The sequence below is a fragment of the Haloarchaeobius baliensis genome, assembly GCF_052060055.1.
GTDB lineage: Archaea > Halobacteriota > Halobacteria > Halobacteriales > Natrialbaceae > Haloarchaeobius > Haloarchaeobius baliensis.
Map to the genome: position 1 here is coordinate 99,393 of NZ_JBPPFR010000002.1, position 17,385 is coordinate 116,777.

Here is a 17,385-nt window from a genome sequence, read left to right on the forward strand (position 1 = left end):
CGGCTACGCCGCGACGATATCGACGCCGGTGAACTCGAAGCGCGCACCGCCGTCCTCGCCCTCGGTCACCCGCACGTCCCAGTCGTGCGCCTCGGCGACCTGCTGGACGATGCCGAGCCCGAATCCGGTGCCGTCGTCGCTCGTCGAGTAGCCCACCTCGAACACCTGCTCGCGCTTGTCGGGCGGGATCCCCGGGCCGTCGTCGGCGACGTAGAAGCCGTCCGGCAGGTCGCCCACGGTGACGGTCGCCTCGCCCGCTTCGTCGTCGTCCGACTCCGTCCCGCCGTCCGTCGAGCCCTGCTCGACGGCGTCGCCGGACCGTGACCCGCTCCCCGTGGAACCGTGCTCGACGCAGTTCCGGAACAGGTTCTCGAACAGCTGCCGGAGCCGCCCCTCGTCGGCGCGGATCGTCCGGTCCGTCTCCGTGACGAGGGTCGCTCCGCGCGTGTCCACGGTCGCCCAGCAGGACGGGACGACCGACGGCAACGCGACGTCGGTGACGGCGGTCGGCGTCGTGCCCTTCCGTGCGAGCGTGAGGAGGTCCTCGATGAGCGCCTCCATCCGGTCGTGTGCGCGCTCGACCCCGTCGATGTACTCGCTACTGCACTCCTCTGCGACCAGGCTGAGGTTCAGGCTCGCCACGTTCAGCGGGTTGCGGAGGTCGTGGCTGATGACGCTCGCGAACTCCTCCAGCCGCTCGTTCTGGCGCTCGAGCGCCGCCTGTCGCTCCTCCAGGTCGGCCCGCTGTTCCTGGGACTGGAGCGCCGTCTCCCCCGCCGTCGCCAGGATGCGCGCGAGGAACTCGTCGGTGTCGTCGAGCGCCCGCGGGACCGTCTCCCCGACGGAGATGGTGCCGAACTCGCCCATCGGCAGCAGCATGAGGCTCCGCAGGCCGGTCCCCTGGTCGGCCACGTCGTCGAGATCCTCGATGTCGTCGATGATCCGCACCGTCTCCGACGCGTAGGCGTCCCAGTTGAGGCTCTCGTCGTCGGGGGTGAACACGGGTCGTTCCGGCAGAACCGCCGCGACCTGCTCCGTCTGTGCGACCGGGACCAGTCCGCCCTCGTCGGGGTCGTACAGCCGGACCACCGTGAGCGAGAACCCGAGTATCTCCTCTGCGGCCTCGGCGATGCGTTCGGTCACCTCCCGCGTCGAGTCCGCACGGATCAGGTCGCGCGTGGCCTCGTGGAGCAGCCGGAGGCGGTTCTCTCGCGTCCGAAGGGTCTGCTCGCGGACGACCCGGTCGAGCGTCGCCTCGAGGTTGTTCGCCAGTATCTCAGCGAGGAGCCGGTCCGTGTCGGTGAACGCCTGCCGGTCCCGGGAGGAGATGATGAACACCCCGTGCTCGCCGAGCGGGTGGATCGCGACGCTCTCGGCCGGACTCTCCTCGGTGACCCTGTCTGCGGCCGAGAGCGACCCGAGGTAGACAGGCTCGCCGCTCCGGAAGACCTCCCAGGCGAGCGCCGCCCGCGAACCCGGTGGCCCGTCCCGCTCGAACCGCGGCACCTCGGTGAACACCTCGGGGAGGGACTCCGCGACGGCGCTGGGGACGAGTGCGTCCCTCGTGTCGTTCAACAGGTGGACACCGCTCAACGGGGCGCCGATGATCTCGTCGGCGGCCGAGACCGCGTGGCTGGTGCTCGCCTCGATCGTCTCGGTGTACATCAGCTCCTGTGTCCGCTCGCGGAGCTGCTCCAGCTTCCGCTCTCGTTCGGTCCGCTCCGAGACGTCGCGGCTGATGGCGACGAAGCGGTCCGCACCCTCCAGGTCGAGCCGCTTCACGTGGACCTCGACCGGGAACGTCGAGCCGTCGCGACGCTCGTACACCCCGTCCAGTCGACGGCTCTCGCCGACGGCCATCCCGTTCCAGATGTCGGCCGCCTCCCCGGGTGTGAGTGTCCGGTCGAGCTCCCAGACCTTCATCTCGGTAAGCTCGTCGTGGTCGTAGCCCGTCGCCTCGCACAGCTTCGCGTTCGGGTCGATGATGGCGCCCGAGGCGTCGTGGATGTTGACCATGTCGGGCGAGTCCTCGAACAGCACCTCGAGACGTGCGCTGGTCTCCTCGAGCCGGTGCCGGCGCCGGTCCGCCTCGCCCGCCGATCGACGGGCCGCGACGGCGTTCTCGATGCGGTTCGCGAGGAGTGCGTACTGGTCGCTGCCGGTCCCCTTCTGGAGGTAGTCAGTCACCCCCGCGGAGATGGCCTCGCTGGCGACCTCCTCCGACCCCTCGCCCGTGTAGAGGATGAAGGGAAGCCGCGGGTGGCGCTCGCGAACCGCCGCGAGGAACTCGATACCGTTCGTGCCGGGTATATCGTAGTCGGAGACGACGCAGTCCACGTCGGTGTCCTCGAGCAGCGCCAGTCCCTGGGCGGCGCTCGTCGCGGTCTCGACGGTCATCCGCTCGTCCTCCTCGTGGAGGAACGTCGAGACGAGGTCGGTGAACTCCGGGTCGTCGTCGACGTGGAGAACGTCGATGGAGGCGGGTGTCCCTGACATGTGGACCAGCGTTCCGTGAGGTATCTCGGGGCGGGACTACTAAAGAGGTACCCGCCGATGCGGGAGCTCGTGGCCTTCCGCAGTGAGCCACCGACGGCAGGTCCTCGTCCACGATAGCAGGGTCCGACCGCTCTCGGAAAGTGATAACAGTTGACATACGGAGGTGCGTTTCGACCGGAGATTATTCCGGCCTACACCCGTCCCGTCCATCGGTTCGGAGCCGAAACGAGGGGGTTCAGCTCGGCCCACGACACAGTAGTCAGAACGTCACAGTAGCGGTCCCGACACCTCGGGAGCACTCACCGGGTCCGTTTCGTCCCGAGAGTCCCCGGGACGAGGGCGCCGCCTGCATGCGGACCGGAGACGAAACGAAGGGGTTCCTCGTCGGGTGCTGGGGCATCGCGCCGACTCCACACTCGGTGCTCACGGGTCACGGGAGTCCTCGGGAGCACTCTGGAGCGCTCCCAGGGGCCGTTTCACCCGGAGATATCGCAGCGTCACCCGGACGTCCGACTGCGCATTCGACGCGAAGCGAAGGGGTTCTAATCCACGATGATATCGTCGTCGTCGATGTCGACCGACGAACCGTCGTCGGTCCCCATCTCGCGCTGGTAGCGGTCGATCCAGTCGGCGAAGCACTCGGGGCAGAGCCGCTGGGCGTCGATCTGCGTGCGGTCGACCGCCAGCTGGACGGTCCGCGAGAGTGCGTCGCTGACTGACTCGCCGCAGTCGTCACACGGATCCTCGGTCATGGGCGGACCGTCGCACTCGGCAGTTAAAGACGTTCAGGTCCTCACGTCGTGCGGAACGCACGGTCGCCGGCGTCGCCCAGCCCGGGGACGATGAAGCCGTTGTCGTCGAGGTGGTCGTCGATGGCGACGGTGAGCAGGTCGGCCTCGGGGAACTGGTCGCCGACGCGGATGAGCCCGTCGGGCGCGCTGACCGCCGAGAGCACGATGAGGTGCTCCGGGTCCGGCGCCTGTTCGGTGACGTGGTCGAGCACCGCGTTCATCGTCGAACCCGTCGCGAGCATCGGGTCGGCGACGATGACGGTGTCCTCCTCGTTGATGTCCGGCAGCTTCACGTAGTCGATGGTGATGGGGAACTCGCCCTCTTCGTTGCGGCCCGCCTCCTCGTCGCGCGAGGCCGAGATGACGCCCTGGCGGGCGCGCGGGAACGCCTTCAGCAGCCCCTCGACGAACGGCGTCGCGGCGCGCAGGACGTTGATGATGACCACGTCGTCGAGGCCCTTCACGCGCTCGCCCATCGTCTTCTCCAGCGGCGTCTGCACCTCGACGTACTGGGTCTCCATCCGGCCGTCGATGATCTCGTAGCCACAGATGCGGCCGAGCTTGACCAGGCCCTTCCGGAACGCGACCTGCTCGGTCTCGACGCTGCGGAGCTTCGTGAGCGTGTCCGTCGCCAGTGCGTGGGTGACGAGGTACGCGTCGCCACGGTCTTCGATTGTCATACACCCACCAGCGCGGGCGAACCTGTAAAATCGTTCGATTCGCGCCCTGGTAGCTCGTGACTCCCTGGAAAGTTTATCACGAACGGGGGCATAGGCCGGTGCAAGCCGATGGAAGAGAGCATCTCCGGGTTCAAGGTCCGCGGCACCTGGCCCGAGGTCGTCGAACACGGCGAGCGCATCACCCGCGCCCTGCGCGACCTCGACGTGAACGATGGCGAGCACGCCGACGCGTTCGTCGAGTGGAACGAGTGGCGACCGAAGGCCACCGAGGACATCGACGCGGACGTCAGCGAGAAGACCGCAGAACAGGCCAGCGTCGACGAGGGCGAGGGCGAGAAGGCCGGCAAGGACCCCAACGAGGACGTCCAGACCGCCGGCGAGAAGCTCTCGCAGTCCTACGAGGAGCTCGAGAACGGCGACACCGGTACGGCTGTCGACAAGTGGAACGAGTCCATCGAGTACGTCGCGCGCGCCGCCGACTCCGTGGGACGGAAGGCCCTCCGCAAGGTCGAGGACACCGTCTACCAGCGCGTGATGACCCAGCTCGCCCCGTACTACTTCGACAACGAGCTCGTCAGCGCGAACCTCCAGCAGTCCGCCGGCGAGGACGACCAGTTCATCTTCGAGGTGAACGTCAACGACGAGGACCTCAAGGGCGAGGTGGGCGACCGCCTCTACGAGTACGAGGACACCGTCGACCGCTGGCACGTCGACGTCGAGAAGGACACCGCGCAGGTCGAGGCCGCCGAGGGCGTCGAACCGCCGCCGTCGGAGGACCGGTCGAAGCCGTCGACGAACTGACTGCCTGCGGCGACCGTTCCGGCTGAATCGTCACTCTCACCGACGGACACGAACCAGCAGCGACGCACGGGAGGCGACACCCACTTATAGCACCCAGCCAACCCTCCCACCAATGGTAGGTGCCGCGACGGTCGCGACGGTCCTCGTCGCGGGACTGGCGAGTCTGTTCATGGCGTGGTCCATCGGCGCGGGCTCCTCCGGCTCGACGCCGTTCGCACCCGCGGTCGGGGCGAACGCCATCTCGGTGATGCGGGCGGGCTTCTTCGTCGGTATCCTCGGCTTCGCGGGCGCCGTGCTGCAGGGCCAGGGCGTCACCGAGGCCGTGGGCAAGGAGCTCATCGGCGGGGTGACGCTGTCGGCCGAGGCGGCCACCGTCGGCCTGCTCGTCGCCGCGGCGCTCGTCGCCATCGGCATCTTCGCGGGCTACCCCATCGCGACCGCGTTCACCGTCACGGGCGCGGTCGTCGGCGTCGGGCTGGCGATGGGCGGCACGCCGGAGTTCGGCAAGTACACCGAGATCGTGACGCTGTGGGTGCTGGTGCCGTTCGTCGGCGGCGGGACGGCGTACGCGACCGCCCGTGCGCTGCGCGGCGACGCACTGGAGGAGGGATGGCTCGTGCCCATCCTCGCGGGCGTCGTCGGCGCCATCCTCGCGAACGTGGAGTTCGTGCTGCTCGGCCCGCCCGGCGAGAGCGCGTCGCTGGCTGCGGCCGTCGCCCCGTCGCTTCCGGGCTCGCAGCTCGTCGCGACGGTCGGTGTCACGCTGGCCGTGGCCGCCGGCATCGCCCTGGCGCTCGCGTGGGACGTCTCCCGTGACCAGGCGGCGGCACAGCGGCGGTTCCTGCTCGCCCTCGGGGGGCTCGTCGCGTTCTCCGCGGGTGGGAGTCAGGTCGGCCTCGCCGTCGGCCCGCTCGCGCCGCTGCTCTCGGAGTTCGAGGTACCGCTCGTCGCGGTGCTCGTCGGCGGCGGGCTCGGCCTGCTCGTCGGGTCGTGGACCGGCGCCCCGCGGATGATCAAGGCGCTCTCGCAGGACTACTCCTCGCTCGGGCCGCGCCGCTCCATCGCCGCGCTCATCCCGAGCTTCGCCATCGCACAGGTCGCCATCTTCTTCGGCATCCCCGTCTCGTTCAACGAGATCATCGTCAGCGCCATCATTGGCAGCGGCTACGCGGCCGGCGGCAGCGGCGTGAGCCGCGAGAAGATGGTGAAGACGGTGCTCGCGTGGGTCGGCTCGCTGGCGCTCTCGTTCACCCTCGCCTACGTCGGCTTCACGGTGATCGACGCACTGTTGCTCTGAGCGGGGGCGGAGGCGAGTCGGCTACTCGGGCTGGACCTCGCCCGGTTCCGCGTCTGGGTCCTCGCCGTCGCCCGATTCGCTCTCGCCGTCGCCGATGCGGGCGAGCCGCGCCTTCATGATGCGGGTGTTCTCCACCTGCTCGACGGTGATCTGGATACCGTCGTAGGTGATCTGCTCGCCCTCCTCGACGAGCCGGCCGGCGCGGTTGAAGATGAAGCCCGCGATGGTCTCGAACTCCTCGCCCTCGGGGAGGTCGATGCCCATCGCGTCGTTGACGTCCTCGATGTTGAGCTCGCCCTTGACGACGAACGTATCGTCGTCGACGGACTCGATGGGCTCCTCCTCCTCGCCCTCTAAGATCTCGCCGACGATCTCCTCGATCATGTCCTCCATCGTCACCAGCCCCTCGGTGGTGCCGAACTCGTCGATGACGATGACCATGTGCATGCGGTTCTCGCGCATCTCGGCCATCAGCTCGTCGACGTTCTTCGACTCGGGGACGTGCAGCGTGGGCTGGATGAGGTCCTCGAGCTCGATGTCCTCGGGCTCGGTCTCGCCGTAGCTGTTGTCGCGAACGAGGTCGCGGATGTGGACGACGCCGATGACGTTGTCGAGGCTGCCCTCGTACACCGGCACGCGGGCGTGGCCGGAGTGGATGGCCGTCTCGATGGCCTCGTCGATGGTGGCGTCCTTCGGGACGCCGGTCATGTCGAGCCGCGGCGTCATCACCTCCTTGGCGATGGTGTTGTTGAACCGGAAGATGCGCTGGAGCATCTCGCGCTCCTCCTCCTCGATGACGCCCTCGCGCTCGCCGGTCTCGATCATGTCCTGGATCTCGTCCCGGGTGACGTAGGAGCTCTCGATGGCGGAGCGGCCGCCGGTGACACTGTTGACCACCCGGGTCAGGTAGTCGAAGATGAGGATGAGCGGGAGCAGGACGTACTCGGACCACTTCAGCGGGCGGGCGATGCGGAGCGCCCACGACTCGGTGTTCTCGACCGCGTAGCTCTTGGGCGCGCTCTCGCCGAACAGCAGGACGAGCGCGGTGATGGTGAGCGTCGCGACCGCGACCGCCAGCCCCTGGTCGAGGTAGATGGCGAACAGCCCCGTCGCGATGGAGGACATCGCGATGTTGACGAGGTTGTTCCCGACGAGGATGGTGACCAGCAGGCGATGCGGGTCGTCCTTCAGCTCGGCGACGATCGCCGAGCCCGGCTTCCCCTCCTCGCGCATGGACTCGATCCGGTGCTTCGCCAGCGAGAACATCGCGATCTCCGAGGAGGAGAAGAAGGCGGAGAGACCGATGAGGATCCCGATGGTCACGACACCGAGCACCGTGATGACGGGCTCCGAGAGATGGATACCGATAATCGGAACCTCGTACAGTGCGGGGGGCTCCACGGACGCGAGACTAGGCAATGAACCCATTCGACAGTGAGGCTTGGTCCCCCCCGGGATTAACTCTTTTCTTGTTTCCTGACCGGTTCGTCGGAATCGAGGGCGCTGCCGCGAGCGAAGGCCTTTCAGCGCCGTCGTGCGTACCCGCGCCCATGTCCGAGACGCCACCCATCACGCTCTACCGACTCCAGGCGTGCCCGTTCTGCGAGCGCGTCGTCCGCGTGCTCGACGAGTACGACCTCGACTACCGCTCGCGGTTCGTCGAGCCGCTGCACTCACGGCGGAACGTCGTCAAGCGCGTCTCCGGGAAGCGCACCGTGCCGGCCATCGTCGACGAGAACACCGGCGTCACGATGTCCGAGAGCGCGAACATCGTCGACTACCTCCACGCGACGTACGGCGACCACGCGGCCGATGGAGGTGCGGCCTGATGGCGCTCGACTTCGACGTCGTCGACCTGCCCGAGACCGACCACGTCGACGTCGGGGAGACGGCACCCGACTTCACCCGACCGCTCGTGAACGAGGAGTACTGGGGGGACGCGTCGCTGTCGGAGCTGGTCGCAGCGGGGCCCGTCCTCCTCGTCGCACACACCATGAACGGTGCGTTCCCGGCGACGTACATGTGGAACGAGATCCGCGACCGCGGGTGGGGCGAGCGCTTCGACGTGCAGGTCGTGGGGCTGTCCATCTCTGACCCCTACGCCCACAAGCGCCTCATCGAGGAGCGCGGCATCGACCACGCGCTGTTCTCGGACCCCGCCGCCGACGTCGCCGCCGAGTACGGTATCGAACACGACCTCGACGGGATGGCCGGGGTCACGGAGTTCCGACCCGCGGTGTTCCTCGTCGACGGTGACCGCACGGTCCAGTACGCCTGGGCCGCCCAGGAGTGGCCCGACTTCCCCGACTACGACGCGGTCGAGGGCGCGCTGGCGGAGCTGTAGCCCCGAACCGACGACGGCGGATGCAGGTAGCCCGAGATTATTTTCAATGCGTTTACGTTCAAATTTATGCCCCTTCGCCGAGTATTACCGTTCGCTATGGGCTTCGATTCCCCCTCGCGGCGTGACGTCCTGCAAGGTACAGCGAGCGCGGTCGTCGGTGCCGTCGGCCTCTCGTCGGTGGCGGCCGCCGACGCGCGGTTCGACTACCTCGACCCCGTGTTCACGAACGCGCCGCTCAGCGTGTACGAGAACGTCGGCAGCGACCGCATCACGATCCTCGACGAACGCACCGGCGGGCGGATCTTCCAGGGCCCCGAACAGCACGACGGGCGTGACTGGTGGTACGTGCAGTTCTCGGGTGACTCCGGCGGTGGACCCGTCACCGGCTGGGTGCTCGACTACGGGCTGACGGCGAGCGACTTCATCTGTCCGCTCTCGGGCACCGTCACCTCGACGTACTGGGACACCCGGGACGGCGGCAGTCGGTACCACCGCGCGGTCGACATCTCGACCAGCCCCTCCGGCGGCGGCCAGGTCGTCGCGGCGCGCGAGGGCAGCGTCGTCATCCCGCCGTACGACGACGGTGGCTACGGCAACTGGCTCATCCTCCAGCACCCGAACGGCTGGGAGACGTGGTACGGGCACCTCCGCGACTTCGAGGTGGTCGAGGGCGAGTACGTCGACCGCGGCGAGGTCATCGCCATCGAGGGCGCGACCGGCGTCGGCGGCGCCCACCTCGACTTCAGCGTCCACGCCCCCGGCGGCGGGAAGTACCGCTCGTACTACGACGTGGGCGAGACGACGGTCGCGGGCACCGGCGTCCCGCGTTCGTTCTTCTGACAGACTTTTCCCCCCTGCGGGAGTAGCTCCCGCCATGACCGACGTGGCACAGGCCGGCGAGGTGGTCCGCGAGGGCGGCCTCGTCGTCTACCCCACCGAGACGGTGTACGGGCTCGGCGCGGACGCGCTCGACCCCGACGCAGTCGAACGCGTGTTCGAGGCGAAGGGTCGAGACCGCAGCAAGCCGGTCTCCCTCGGCGTCCCAGACGTCGAGGCCGCGATGGAGCACGTGCTGGCGACCGAGCGCGAGGAGGCGTTCATGTACGAGTTCCTCCCCGGTCCGGTGACGGTGCTCTGCCAGCGATGCGAGCACGTCCCCGACGTGCTTACTGCCGGACGCGAGCAGGTCGGCGTCCGGGTGCCGGACCACCAGACGGCGCTGGCGCTGTACCGGACCGCCGGGACGCCCGTCACCGCGACGAGCGCGAACCTGAGCGGCCGGCCGAGCGTCACCGACCCCGCCGACCTCGACGAGGAGTTCCTGGCGCGCGTGGACCACGTCGTCGACGCCGGGCCGACCGAGGGCACCGAGAGCACCGTCGTCGACGTCGAGACGGGCGAGATTCACCGCCGCGGCACGCTCGCCGACCGCATCGAGGACTGGCTGGACGATGTGTGACGAGGCACACCCCCGCACTCACCGGCCGTGGCAGGTAACCGTCAAGGCGACTGACCTCGTAGCCATCGCATGACCAGCATCGACGATCCCCGGATGGTCCACCGTGACGAGTTCACCGTCGTCGGGCTCTCGACACGAGCGACCGGCGATACCGACCTCGGCGCGCACTGGAGCGAGTTCGACAGCCGCCACAGTTCGTACACCGACCGCATCGACTCCGACGAGGCGTTCGGCGTCCTGTTCGACTTCGACGACGGAACCGGCTCCTTCACGTACCTCGCCGGCGTCGAACCGTCGACCGAGACGGACGTCCCACCGACGCTCGACCGGGTCGAGGTCCCCGGCGGGAACTACGCGGTGTTCACCGTCGGTCTCGACGAGATCGGGACGCTGATGGACTACGTGTACGACGAGTGGTTCCCGTCGGTGGCGTACGAACGAACCGACGACCCCGAGTTCGAGTACTACGGTCCCGACTTCGACCCCCGCGACACCGAGGCCACACTCGACGTGTACGTCCCGGTCGAGGGCTGAGCGACCGGTATCGGGGGGCTACAGCCCAAGCAACGAGCTCAGGGACCGGGTCTTCACCCCGCAGGTGTCGGCGTACTCGCAGGGTCCGCACTTCGAGCTGTTCCTGAGCCGTGGCGGCGGCCCGTCGAGCGCCTCGACCGTGCGCATCGCCCGCCGGTAGGCCGCCGTGCGCCGTGCGGTGATGGCCACGGTGCGGACGACGCCGTGGGCGGGGTACTCGACGAACGCCCGCTCGACCGGGGTCTCGCGCTCCCACGCGAGCGCCTTGGCGGCCGCGACGGCCCACACCGAGTGTGGTTCCCAGACGCCGTTCTCGGGCGGCTTTCCGGGGGAGACGACCGACGGAACCGGCGGGTCGGTGAGCACCTTCCCGGCGATACCGCGACAGTCGCGTCCGGTCAGCAGCACGTCGCGGTCGGCGGGGTCGCACAGCCCGTCGAACCGGGGACAGGTGTCGGCGGTGCGCCGGAGCTGCTCGCGGTACGTCGCAGGTGGCAGCGCGGCCAGCTCCGCGAGTTCGTCGTCGCAGCCGCCGGCGAGGATGGCGTCGTACCGGTGCGCCAGCCCACGCACCGCGTCGACCGCTTCGGGGACCGTCCGGTCGTCGCGGCGGCGGGCGTAGTACAGCTTGCGCGGGCAGTAGGTCGCCTCACGGAGGTCGCTGAACGCGAGCACGCCCCGTCTGGGCCCGTCATCCTACTTAAAACGAGACGTCGACCTCGGCGTCCTCCGTCGCGTCCTGCAGCCCATCGTCCTTCACGTCGTCCGTGAGCCCGCCTGTCAGGTCGCTGTCGGCGAGGATGCTGTCGAACTCGTCGCGGTAGCGGTCGTTCGCGCCGCGGGACTCGTTGCGCGCGGCGAGCGCGTCGCGGTAGCGGCGCACGGTCGAGGCGCTCACCTCGAGGTCGTCGGCCACGTCCGTCAGCGGATCGTCGTCGTCGAGCCGGTCCCGGAGCACGTCGATGTCGAACGGTGCGTCGAGGTCGCTCTCGCGGAGGAGATGCAGGTCCATCCGCGCCCGGAACACGGTGTGTCGGGAGACGTCGAGTTCGCGCGCGAGGTCGGCGTCGGTCTCGCCGTCGTAGAAGCCCCGAACCAGCGCGGACAGCCCCTCGTCGTCGAGGTCGGTCCGGAACGCGTACCGCTCGCGCATCCGGTCTACGACGTCCGACAGGCGCTCGTCCACGTCACCTCTGTCGGCGAGCGAGCCGCGCGACTCCTCCTGTGTCTCGGTGACCGTCTCACCCTCGGCCACGGACATGAAGATGTCGCGCAGTTCCTCCGTCTTTCTGTCCATCGTGACAGGACGATAACGCGGACGAACTATAAAAGACTGCGGTCAACTGGTTGGGGTCCGGGCGGCCGACGCGCTGGTCGCCCGGAATCGCAGGACGGCAGACAGGCCGCTGGTAAACTGGAAACGGGTTCGAGATTCTCGCAAGACACCGTCGGGGTTACCTCCGGGAGGTGTGGCAAGATTTAAGCCGTCGTCGTCCGGGTGATAGACTATGACAGTTCCGCCGTTACAGACCCCCGGACGGGAGACGTTCTGGCAGATCGGGCACGTCCAGGAGATACTGTTCTACTTCTTCGCTGCGATGGCGCTGCTGACGTTCAGCTGGGGCGTGTACCGGCGGTTCACGCGATACACGCGGGGCGCGGAGGACTGGTTCGACCGGACGGACAACATCGTGAGTCGCGTCGTCGAGGCGACGAAGATCGTCGCCACCAACGAGAAACAGTTCAACCGCGATCTGTACGGGGGCCTGATGCACACGTTCATCATGTGGGGCTTTCTGACCCTGCTCATCGGGACCATCATCATCGGCATCGACATCGACCTCTGGCAGAAGGCGCTCGGCAACGAACCGTTCCTCTCGGGGGCGTTCTACCTCTCCTACTCCCTCGTGATGGACGCGATGGGCCTGCTGTTCGTCGTCGGCGTCGGCATGGCCATCTACCGACGCTACTGGGTGCGCAACGAGCGCCTCTGGGGCAAGCACACCAGCACCGAGGACACCCTGTTCGTCTGGACGCTGTTCCTGCTCGGCGTCGGCGGCTACGTCGTCGAGGGCCTGCGCATCCTCGGTGACGGCGCGGGCAGCACGTCGATGCCGGAGTACGAGATCGTCAGCTTCGTCGGCTGGTTCACCGCCCGCTCGTTCCAGGCCGCCGGCGTCTCCCCGAGCCTCGCCGCCGACGTCTACGTAGCGGTGTGGTGGAGCCACGCGCTGCTGGCGTTCGCGTTCATCGCCCTCATCCCGTTCGCGAAGCCGTTCCACATGATATCGAGCTTCGCCAACGTCGTCACCCGCGACGAGAAGGCGGGCAAGCGCCTCCCCTCGGTGCCGGCGGCGCTCGACGCCGAGACCGGCGCGGCGAGCATCGACCACTTCTCGTGGAAGGAGATGCTCGACCAGGACGCCTGCACGAAGTGCGGCCGCTGTTCGTCGGTCTGCCCGGCCAAGGCCTCCGGGCGCAACCTCGACCCGCGCGACGTCATCCTCGACCTCAAACAGTACCGCGAGAACCTCGAGGCCGGGGGCGACGAGCGGACCATCGTCGCCGACGGCGGCTCCTCGGTCATCCAGGCCGAGACGATGGAGTCCTGCATGTCCTGCATGGCCTGCATGGACGCCTGCCCCGTCGAGATAGAGCACCTCAAGAGCTTCACCCGGATGAACCGCGAGCTCACCGACGCCGGCGAGATCCAGCCCTCCATGCAGGAGGTGTTCCAGAACGTGATGCAGAAGGGCAACACGTTCGGCGACCCCAACCGGAAGCGCGGCGACTGGGCCGACGACGTCGAGGTCGACGTGCCCGACGCCCGCGAGCAGGAGGTCGAGTACCTCTGGTACGTCGGCGACTATCCGAGCTTCGACGACCGCAACAAGAAGGTCGCGCGCTCGCTGGCGACCATCCTCGACGCCGCCGACGTGAGCTTCGGCATCCTGTTCGACGACGAGAAGTACGACGGCAACGACATCCGCCGCGTCGGCGAGGAGTTCCTCTACATCGAGCTGGCCGGCCACCACGTCGAGTCGTTCGAGGACTGCGAGTTCGAGAAGATCGTCTGCACCGACCCGCACTCCTACAACACCATCAAGAACGAGTACCCCGAGGTCGACTTCGAGGAGTTCGCCGACGACCCCGTGATGCCGTTCGACTACGAGGACACCTGGAACGAGGACGGCGAGATCGACGTCTACCACTGGACGCAGGTCGTCGAGGAGCTGGTCCCGCAGCTCGGCCTGTCGGGCAACGAGCTCGACTACACGGTCACCTACCACGACCCCTGCCACCTCGGCCGGTACAACGACGAGTACGAGGCGCCGCGCGAGCTCGTGAAAGCCACGGGCTGTGAGCTCCACGAGATGCCCCGCAACCGCGACGACTCGTTCTGCTGCGGTGGCGGCGGCGGCGGCCTCTGGATGGAGCTGGAGGAGGAGTCCAAACCCAGCGAGGAGCGCCTCCGCGAGGCCCTGGAGGACACCGAGGCCGGCCACGGCATCGAGAAGTTCGTCGTCGCCTGCCCGATGTGCATGACGATGTACGAGGACGGCCGGAAGACCGGCGGCTACGAGGACGACATCGAGATCGTCGACGTCGCCGAACTGGTCGTCGAGGCCATCGGCGAGAGCGAGACGGCCGGGCTGTAGCGGCCCCGGCGCTCGCGGCGTCGTGCGACCGACGCCGGCGGAGTTTTTTGTGGCTCCCGCGGCAACGTGAGCCGATGACTGGCGAGGACCCCGACGAGACAGGGGCGGCCGCAGCGGCGTTCTCGCTGCTCGGCGACGCGAGCCGCCTGGCGATCCTCGACGCGCTCCACGAGGCGCGTGGCACGCCGCTCGCGTTCGCCGAGCTGCACCGACGGGTCGACGTGCGCGACAGCGCGAAGTTCAACTACCACCTCAAGCAGCTCCGGCCGCGGTTCGTCGCGAAGGGAGACGACGGCTACGAGCTGACGGCGGCGGGGCGACGGCTCGCCCGGGCGGTCTCCGCCGGGACGTACACGGACGAGCAGCGCCTCGAACCGTTCGACATCGACGGCGACTGCATCGACTGCGGCGCGGCCGCGCTGTCGGCGGCCTACGAGGACGAGCGGTTCACGGTCACCTGCGACGACTGCGACGCGACCGTGCTCGCGGTTCGGGTCCCGCCGACGGTCGTCCGCGGCCGCGACCCCGACGAGGTGGTCGACGCGTTCGACCGCTGGTCCCGCCTCGGCACCGAACTGGCGGCCCAGGGGCTCTGTGCGGACTGCGGCGGCGTCGTCGAGCCGTCGGTCACCGAGGACGTCCACGAGTCGATCCGGTACGACGCGCTGGCCGTCTTCGACTGCACGGTCTGCGGTCGCCGGACGATGACCTCCTTCGGCGCGCTGGCGAACCGACACCCGGCGGTCGAACGGTTCCACCGGGAGCGCGACGCCTCGCTCCGCGACCGGCCGTACTGGGAGGTGAGCCAGTACGTCACCGACGAGCACGTCGAGTACGTCTCCCGCGACCCGTGGCGTGTTCGGGTGCGCTTCCATGCCGACGGCGACACGTGTCTGGTGGAACTCGACGGCGACCTCGACGTGGTCCGGACCGAGGTCGTCGCGGGCGATTCGGCCGAGTGACCAGCCGAGTCGAGCGGTTCCGGGGGCGGCTGGTCACCAGAGCCGTTCGGCCAGCTGCCGGACCGCGTCCGGCAGGTGCTCGGGGCCCAGCGTCTCCTCGCGCGGGTCGGCGTCGGTGTCGAAGCCGGCCGGCTCGGCGGGCGGGCCGCCGTCGGCCGGCGGTGCGTGGTCGTAGGCCCGAGCGGGGTCGCCGTACCGCCAGACGTGCATCATCCACGGCGTGTCGCAGGGGAACCGGATGTAGTCGTCGTAGACGAGCCGGTACTTCCACCAGGCGTAGCGGCCGGGGAAGCCGACGTGGGTGTGCCACGGGCGGCACTCCCGGCCGTCGTCGTCGTACACCGACGGCGGCGGGTCGATGCGGTCGCCGTTCCGGGTCGCGATGAACATCGCGCCGACGGGCCGCCAGTACTCGTGGTCGACGATGACGGACTCGGGGCGGCTCGCGTCCATGATGCCGCCGTTACCGATCCAGCGCGGGTTGATCCAGTGCGAGGCACCGTTGTCGGCGAAGAAGTCGAAGTACGGGATGAACCCGGCGTCGATGAGCGCCCCGACCGTCGGGAAGTTCCGCTCGAACGACCGCCGGACCGAGCGCTGGAACAGCCGCGTCGCCTCGGAGTCGCCACACGTCCCGTGGATCGAGTCGTCGTAGTGGACCATCTTCGGGCGGTACGTTGCGTCCGGACAGCGGACCGTGTCACGGGTGTCCGTCGCGGCGGTCGCCGCGGCGTCCGTCCGACCGGCTGTCGCCGCGCCGGCACTGCCGAGGCCGGCCACGGCGACCGTGCTACCCGAGAGCTGGAGCAGGCGGCGACGGGAGAGTCGACCACCGTCGTAGGGGGGTGGAGTGGGCATGGGTGGGACGACTCGTGGCATCGAGAACCGGCGAGAATAGTACTCGGGCGTTACGTGACAGGTTCGGACGGCCGCATCAGGTAAGCTGAGCTTAGTCGGCCAGCAGCGGGTGCCGACGCCGAGTGGCGGAGATGGCACGGTTCGTGCATACATCGACGCCTTCTTACCGCCGAATTGCACACGTCCGTGTATGTACATCGGACGATTCCTGGTGGTCGGCCCCGACGTGGGCGCGTACCGAGTCTCCTCGCGCTCGTTCCCGAACCGGACGATCTCGCGACGCGACGACGACACGCTGACCGTCGGTCCCACCGCGGACGCACCGGAGACGGACAACCCCTACGTGGCGTACAACTGCGTCCGCGTCACCGACGCCGGCGCGGTGCTGGGCAACGGCTCGCACGTCGACCCCGTCGCCGAGAAGCTGGCGATGGGCTACCCGGCCCGCGACGCGCTCGCGACCGCGCTGCTCTCGCTGGACTACGAGAAGGACGACTACGACACGCCCCGCATCGCCGGCGTCGTCGGCGACGAATCGGCGTACGTCGGAATCGTCCGCCGCGACGCCCTGCTCGTCCACGAGGTCAGCGAGCCGACGCTCGTCGCGACGTACGAGAAGGACACGCCCGAGGCGTACGAGTTCGACGCGACCGACGCCGAGGCCGCCGCCCGCGAGGTGCTCGACGCCGAGTTCGAGCACGCGGTCTGTGCCGCCGGCGTCGTCCGCGACGGTGACGGCTTCTCGCTGGCGAGTCTGGACGCCTGAGTCGACTCCCGGCTCCCTTCCCACACCACCGCAGGATTGAACGGTCGCGAGGCACACCCATCGTGACATGCGCTTCGGCGTCATCTCCGACGTGCACGCGAACGCGGTCGCCCTGCGCGCCGTCCTCGACGACATGCCGCCCGTCGACGGCCTGCTCTGTGCCGGCGACGTGGTCGGCTACGGGCCCGCACCCGGCGAGTGCGTCGACGAGCTCGCCGGCCGCGACGTGGCGAGCGTGTCGGGCAACCACGACCGCGCGGTCGTCACCGACACCGCGTTCCGGTTCAACGACATGGCCCGCGCCGGCGTGGAGTACGCCCGCGAGCAGCTCACCGACGCCCAGCTCTCCTGGCTCGCCGACCTCCCGACCGAGCGGCGCGAGTGCGACGGCTACGTCAAGCTCGTCCACGGTCACCCCGACGACCCGGACCACTACACCCGGACCCACGAGTTCTCGCCGACCCTGCTCCGCGGCGAGGCCGTCCTCGTCATGGGCCACACCCACGTCCAGCACCACGAGACCTACGACGAGGGCGTCGTCATGAACCCCGGGAGCGTCGGCCAGCCGCGGGACGGTGACTCACGGGCAGCCTACGCCGTGCTCGACATGGACGATGGCACCGTCGAGGAGCGACGGGTCGAGTACGACATCAGGCGGGTGCAGGAGCAGGTTCGCGAGGCCGGCCTGCCCGAACGCATCGGGAGCCGGCTCGAAGACGGGCGGTAAGGCCGCGTTTC

Annotated in this window: 18 protein-coding genes; 11 read left to right on the forward strand and 7 right to left on the reverse strand. The window is 68.8% G+C overall.

What is annotated here, in order from left to right; translation table 11 throughout:
• Positions 1 to 3 precede the first annotated feature (3 nt).
• From ACSG06_RS11410 to upp, 3 genes are all read right to left on the reverse strand, one after another.
• Positions 4 to 2,496, reverse strand: coding sequence for a response regulator (locus ACSG06_RS11410; RefSeq protein WP_440990410.1), 2,493 nt, complete (start codon positions 2,494 to 2,496; stop codon positions 4 to 6).
• Between the two features lie 542 nt (positions 2,497 to 3,038).
• On the reverse strand, positions 3,039 to 3,248 hold the full coding sequence (locus ACSG06_RS11415; RefSeq protein ID WP_440990411.1) for a DUF7569 family protein: 210 nt from the start codon (positions 3,246 to 3,248) through the stop codon (positions 3,039 to 3,041).
• A 41-nt stretch (positions 3,249 to 3,289) separates the two neighbouring features.
• The gene (gene upp, locus ACSG06_RS11420; protein WP_440990412.1) at positions 3,290 to 3,967 is read right to left on the reverse strand and encodes a uracil phosphoribosyltransferase; all 678 of its coding nucleotides are present in this window, start codon (positions 3,965 to 3,967) and stop codon (positions 3,290 to 3,292) included.
• A gap of 108 nt (positions 3,968 to 4,075) precedes the next feature.
• Between upp and ACSG06_RS11425 the strand changes: the two genes are divergently transcribed.
• The gene (locus ACSG06_RS11425; RefSeq protein ID WP_440990413.1) at positions 4,076 to 4,768 is read left to right on the forward strand and encodes a DUF5828 family protein; all 693 of its coding nucleotides are present in this window, start codon (positions 4,076 to 4,078) and stop codon (positions 4,766 to 4,768) included.
• A gap of 112 nt (positions 4,769 to 4,880) precedes the next feature.
• The gene (locus ACSG06_RS11430) at positions 4,881 to 6,065 is read left to right on the forward strand and encodes an inorganic phosphate transporter (RefSeq protein WP_440990414.1); all 1,185 of its coding nucleotides are present in this window, start codon (positions 4,881 to 4,883) and stop codon (positions 6,063 to 6,065) included.
• A 21-nt stretch (positions 6,066 to 6,086) separates the two neighbouring features.
• On the opposite strand, the gene ACSG06_RS11435 is transcribed toward ACSG06_RS11430, so the two are convergent.
• On the reverse strand, positions 6,087 to 7,493 hold the full coding sequence (locus tag ACSG06_RS11435) for a hemolysin family protein (RefSeq protein ID WP_440990415.1): 1,407 nt from the start codon (positions 7,491 to 7,493) through the stop codon (positions 6,087 to 6,089).
• Positions 7,494 to 7,615: 122 nt separating this feature from the next.
• On the opposite strand from ACSG06_RS11435, the gene ACSG06_RS11440 reads away from it, so the two are divergent.
• From ACSG06_RS11440 to ACSG06_RS11460, 5 genes are all read left to right on the forward strand, one after another.
• The gene (locus ACSG06_RS11440) at positions 7,616 to 7,894 is read left to right on the forward strand and encodes a glutathione S-transferase N-terminal domain-containing protein (protein WP_440990416.1); all 279 of its coding nucleotides are present in this window, start codon (positions 7,616 to 7,618) and stop codon (positions 7,892 to 7,894) included.
• Entirely contained in the window at positions 7,894 to 8,409 is a 516-nt protein-coding gene (locus tag ACSG06_RS11445) for a redoxin domain-containing protein (protein ID WP_440990417.1), read from the forward strand. The genes ACSG06_RS11440 and ACSG06_RS11445 overlap by 1 nt, the downstream gene beginning before the upstream one ends.
• Before the next feature lie 96 nt (positions 8,410 to 8,505).
• Positions 8,506 to 9,249: a M23 family metallopeptidase gene (locus tag ACSG06_RS11450; RefSeq protein WP_440990418.1), complete on the forward strand. Its 744-nt coding sequence runs from the start codon at positions 8,506 to 8,508 to the stop codon at positions 9,247 to 9,249.
• A gap of 34 nt (positions 9,250 to 9,283) precedes the next feature.
• Positions 9,284 to 9,868, forward strand: coding sequence for an L-threonylcarbamoyladenylate synthase (locus tag ACSG06_RS11455; protein ID WP_440990419.1), 585 nt, complete (start codon positions 9,284 to 9,286; stop codon positions 9,866 to 9,868).
• A 69-nt stretch (positions 9,869 to 9,937) separates the two neighbouring features.
• Positions 9,938 to 10,402, forward strand: coding sequence for a GyrI-like domain-containing protein (locus ACSG06_RS11460; protein WP_440990420.1), 465 nt, complete (start codon positions 9,938 to 9,940; stop codon positions 10,400 to 10,402).
• 18 nt (positions 10,403 to 10,420) lie between these two features.
• Here the strand turns inward: ACSG06_RS11460 and ACSG06_RS11465 are convergent, their stop codons facing one another.
• Both ACSG06_RS11465 and ACSG06_RS11470 read right to left on the reverse strand, forming a co-directional pair.
• The gene (locus ACSG06_RS11465; RefSeq protein WP_440990421.1) at positions 10,421 to 11,077 is read right to left on the reverse strand and encodes a hypothetical protein; all 657 of its coding nucleotides are present in this window, start codon (positions 11,075 to 11,077) and stop codon (positions 10,421 to 10,423) included.
• 25 nt (positions 11,078 to 11,102) lie between these two features.
• The gene (locus tag ACSG06_RS11470) at positions 11,103 to 11,699 is read right to left on the reverse strand and encodes a conditioned medium-induced protein 4 (protein WP_440990422.1); all 597 of its coding nucleotides are present in this window, start codon (positions 11,697 to 11,699) and stop codon (positions 11,103 to 11,105) included.
• 211 nt (positions 11,700 to 11,910) lie between these two features.
• On the opposite strand from ACSG06_RS11470, the gene ACSG06_RS11475 reads away from it, so the two are divergent.
• Entirely contained in the window at positions 11,911 to 14,061 is a 2,151-nt protein-coding gene (locus ACSG06_RS11475; RefSeq protein ID WP_440990423.1) for a heterodisulfide reductase-related iron-sulfur binding cluster, read from the forward strand.
• Between the two features lie 74 nt (positions 14,062 to 14,135).
• Positions 14,136 to 15,023 carry a DUF7351 domain-containing protein gene (locus ACSG06_RS11480; RefSeq protein WP_440990424.1) on the forward strand — a complete coding sequence of 296 codons (888 nt, stop codon included), beginning with the start codon at positions 14,136 to 14,138 and terminating at the stop codon, positions 15,021 to 15,023.
• A gap of 33 nt (positions 15,024 to 15,056) precedes the next feature.
• Here the strand turns inward: ACSG06_RS11480 and ACSG06_RS11485 are convergent, their stop codons facing one another.
• Positions 15,057 to 15,881 (reverse strand): hypothetical protein, encoded by an 825-nt coding sequence (locus tag ACSG06_RS11485; RefSeq protein WP_440990425.1) that lies wholly within the window; start codon positions 15,879 to 15,881, stop codon positions 15,057 to 15,059.
• Between the two features lie 190 nt (positions 15,882 to 16,071).
• Here ACSG06_RS11485 and ACSG06_RS11490 point away from each other — a divergent pair, with 190 nt between their 5' ends.
• Both ACSG06_RS11490 and ACSG06_RS11495 read left to right on the forward strand, forming a co-directional pair.
• Positions 16,072 to 16,647, forward strand: a complete 576-nt coding sequence (locus ACSG06_RS11490; RefSeq protein WP_440990426.1) for an IMP cyclohydrolase — start codon at positions 16,072 to 16,074, stop codon at positions 16,645 to 16,647.
• Positions 16,648 to 16,714: 67 nt separating this feature from the next.
• Positions 16,715 to 17,374, forward strand: a complete 660-nt coding sequence (locus tag ACSG06_RS11495; protein WP_440990427.1) for a metallophosphoesterase family protein — start codon at positions 16,715 to 16,717, stop codon at positions 17,372 to 17,374.
• Positions 17,375 to 17,385: the final 11 nt, after the last annotated feature.

Coding starts and splice junctions, on each gene's coding strand:
- ACSG06_RS11470 (WP_440990422.1), bottom strand. CDS start 11,699: ATGGACAGAAAGACGGAGGAACTGCGCGACATCTTCATGTCCGTGGCC.
- ACSG06_RS11440 (WP_440990416.1), top strand. CDS start 7,616: ATGTCCGAGACGCCACCCATCACGCTCTACCGACTCCAGGCGTGCCCG.
- ACSG06_RS11490 (WP_440990426.1), top strand. CDS start 16,072: ATGTACATCGGACGATTCCTGGTGGTCGGCCCCGACGTGGGCGCGTAC.
- ACSG06_RS11435 (WP_440990415.1), bottom strand. CDS start 7,493: ATGGGTTCATTGCCTAGTCTCGCGTCCGTGGAGCCCCCCGCACTGTAC.
- ACSG06_RS11495 (WP_440990427.1), top strand. CDS start 16,715: ATGCGCTTCGGCGTCATCTCCGACGTGCACGCGAACGCGGTCGCCCTG.
- ACSG06_RS11415 (WP_440990411.1), bottom strand. CDS start 3,248: ATGACCGAGGATCCGTGTGACGACTGCGGCGAGTCAGTCAGCGACGCA.
- ACSG06_RS11455 (WP_440990419.1), top strand. CDS start 9,284: ATGACCGACGTGGCACAGGCCGGCGAGGTGGTCCGCGAGGGCGGCCTC.
- upp (WP_440990412.1), bottom strand. CDS start 3,967: ATGACAATCGAAGACCGTGGCGACGCGTACCTCGTCACCCACGCACTG.
- ACSG06_RS11475 (WP_440990423.1), top strand. CDS start 11,911: ATGACAGTTCCGCCGTTACAGACCCCCGGACGGGAGACGTTCTGGCAG.
- ACSG06_RS11485 (WP_440990425.1), bottom strand. CDS start 15,881: ATGCCCACTCCACCCCCCTACGACGGTGGTCGACTCTCCCGTCGCCGC.
- ACSG06_RS11410 (WP_440990410.1), bottom strand. CDS start 2,496: ATGTCAGGGACACCCGCCTCCATCGACGTTCTCCACGTCGACGACGAC.
- ACSG06_RS11480 (WP_440990424.1), top strand. CDS start 14,136: ATGACTGGCGAGGACCCCGACGAGACAGGGGCGGCCGCAGCGGCGTTC.
- ACSG06_RS11460 (WP_440990420.1), top strand. CDS start 9,938: ATGACCAGCATCGACGATCCCCGGATGGTCCACCGTGACGAGTTCACC.
- ACSG06_RS11450 (WP_440990418.1), top strand. CDS start 8,506: ATGGGCTTCGATTCCCCCTCGCGGCGTGACGTCCTGCAAGGTACAGCG.
- ACSG06_RS11430 (WP_440990414.1), top strand. CDS start 4,881: ATGGTAGGTGCCGCGACGGTCGCGACGGTCCTCGTCGCGGGACTGGCG.
- ACSG06_RS11445 (WP_440990417.1), top strand. CDS start 7,894: ATGGCGCTCGACTTCGACGTCGTCGACCTGCCCGAGACCGACCACGTC.
- ACSG06_RS11425 (WP_440990413.1), top strand. CDS start 4,076: ATGGAAGAGAGCATCTCCGGGTTCAAGGTCCGCGGCACCTGGCCCGAG.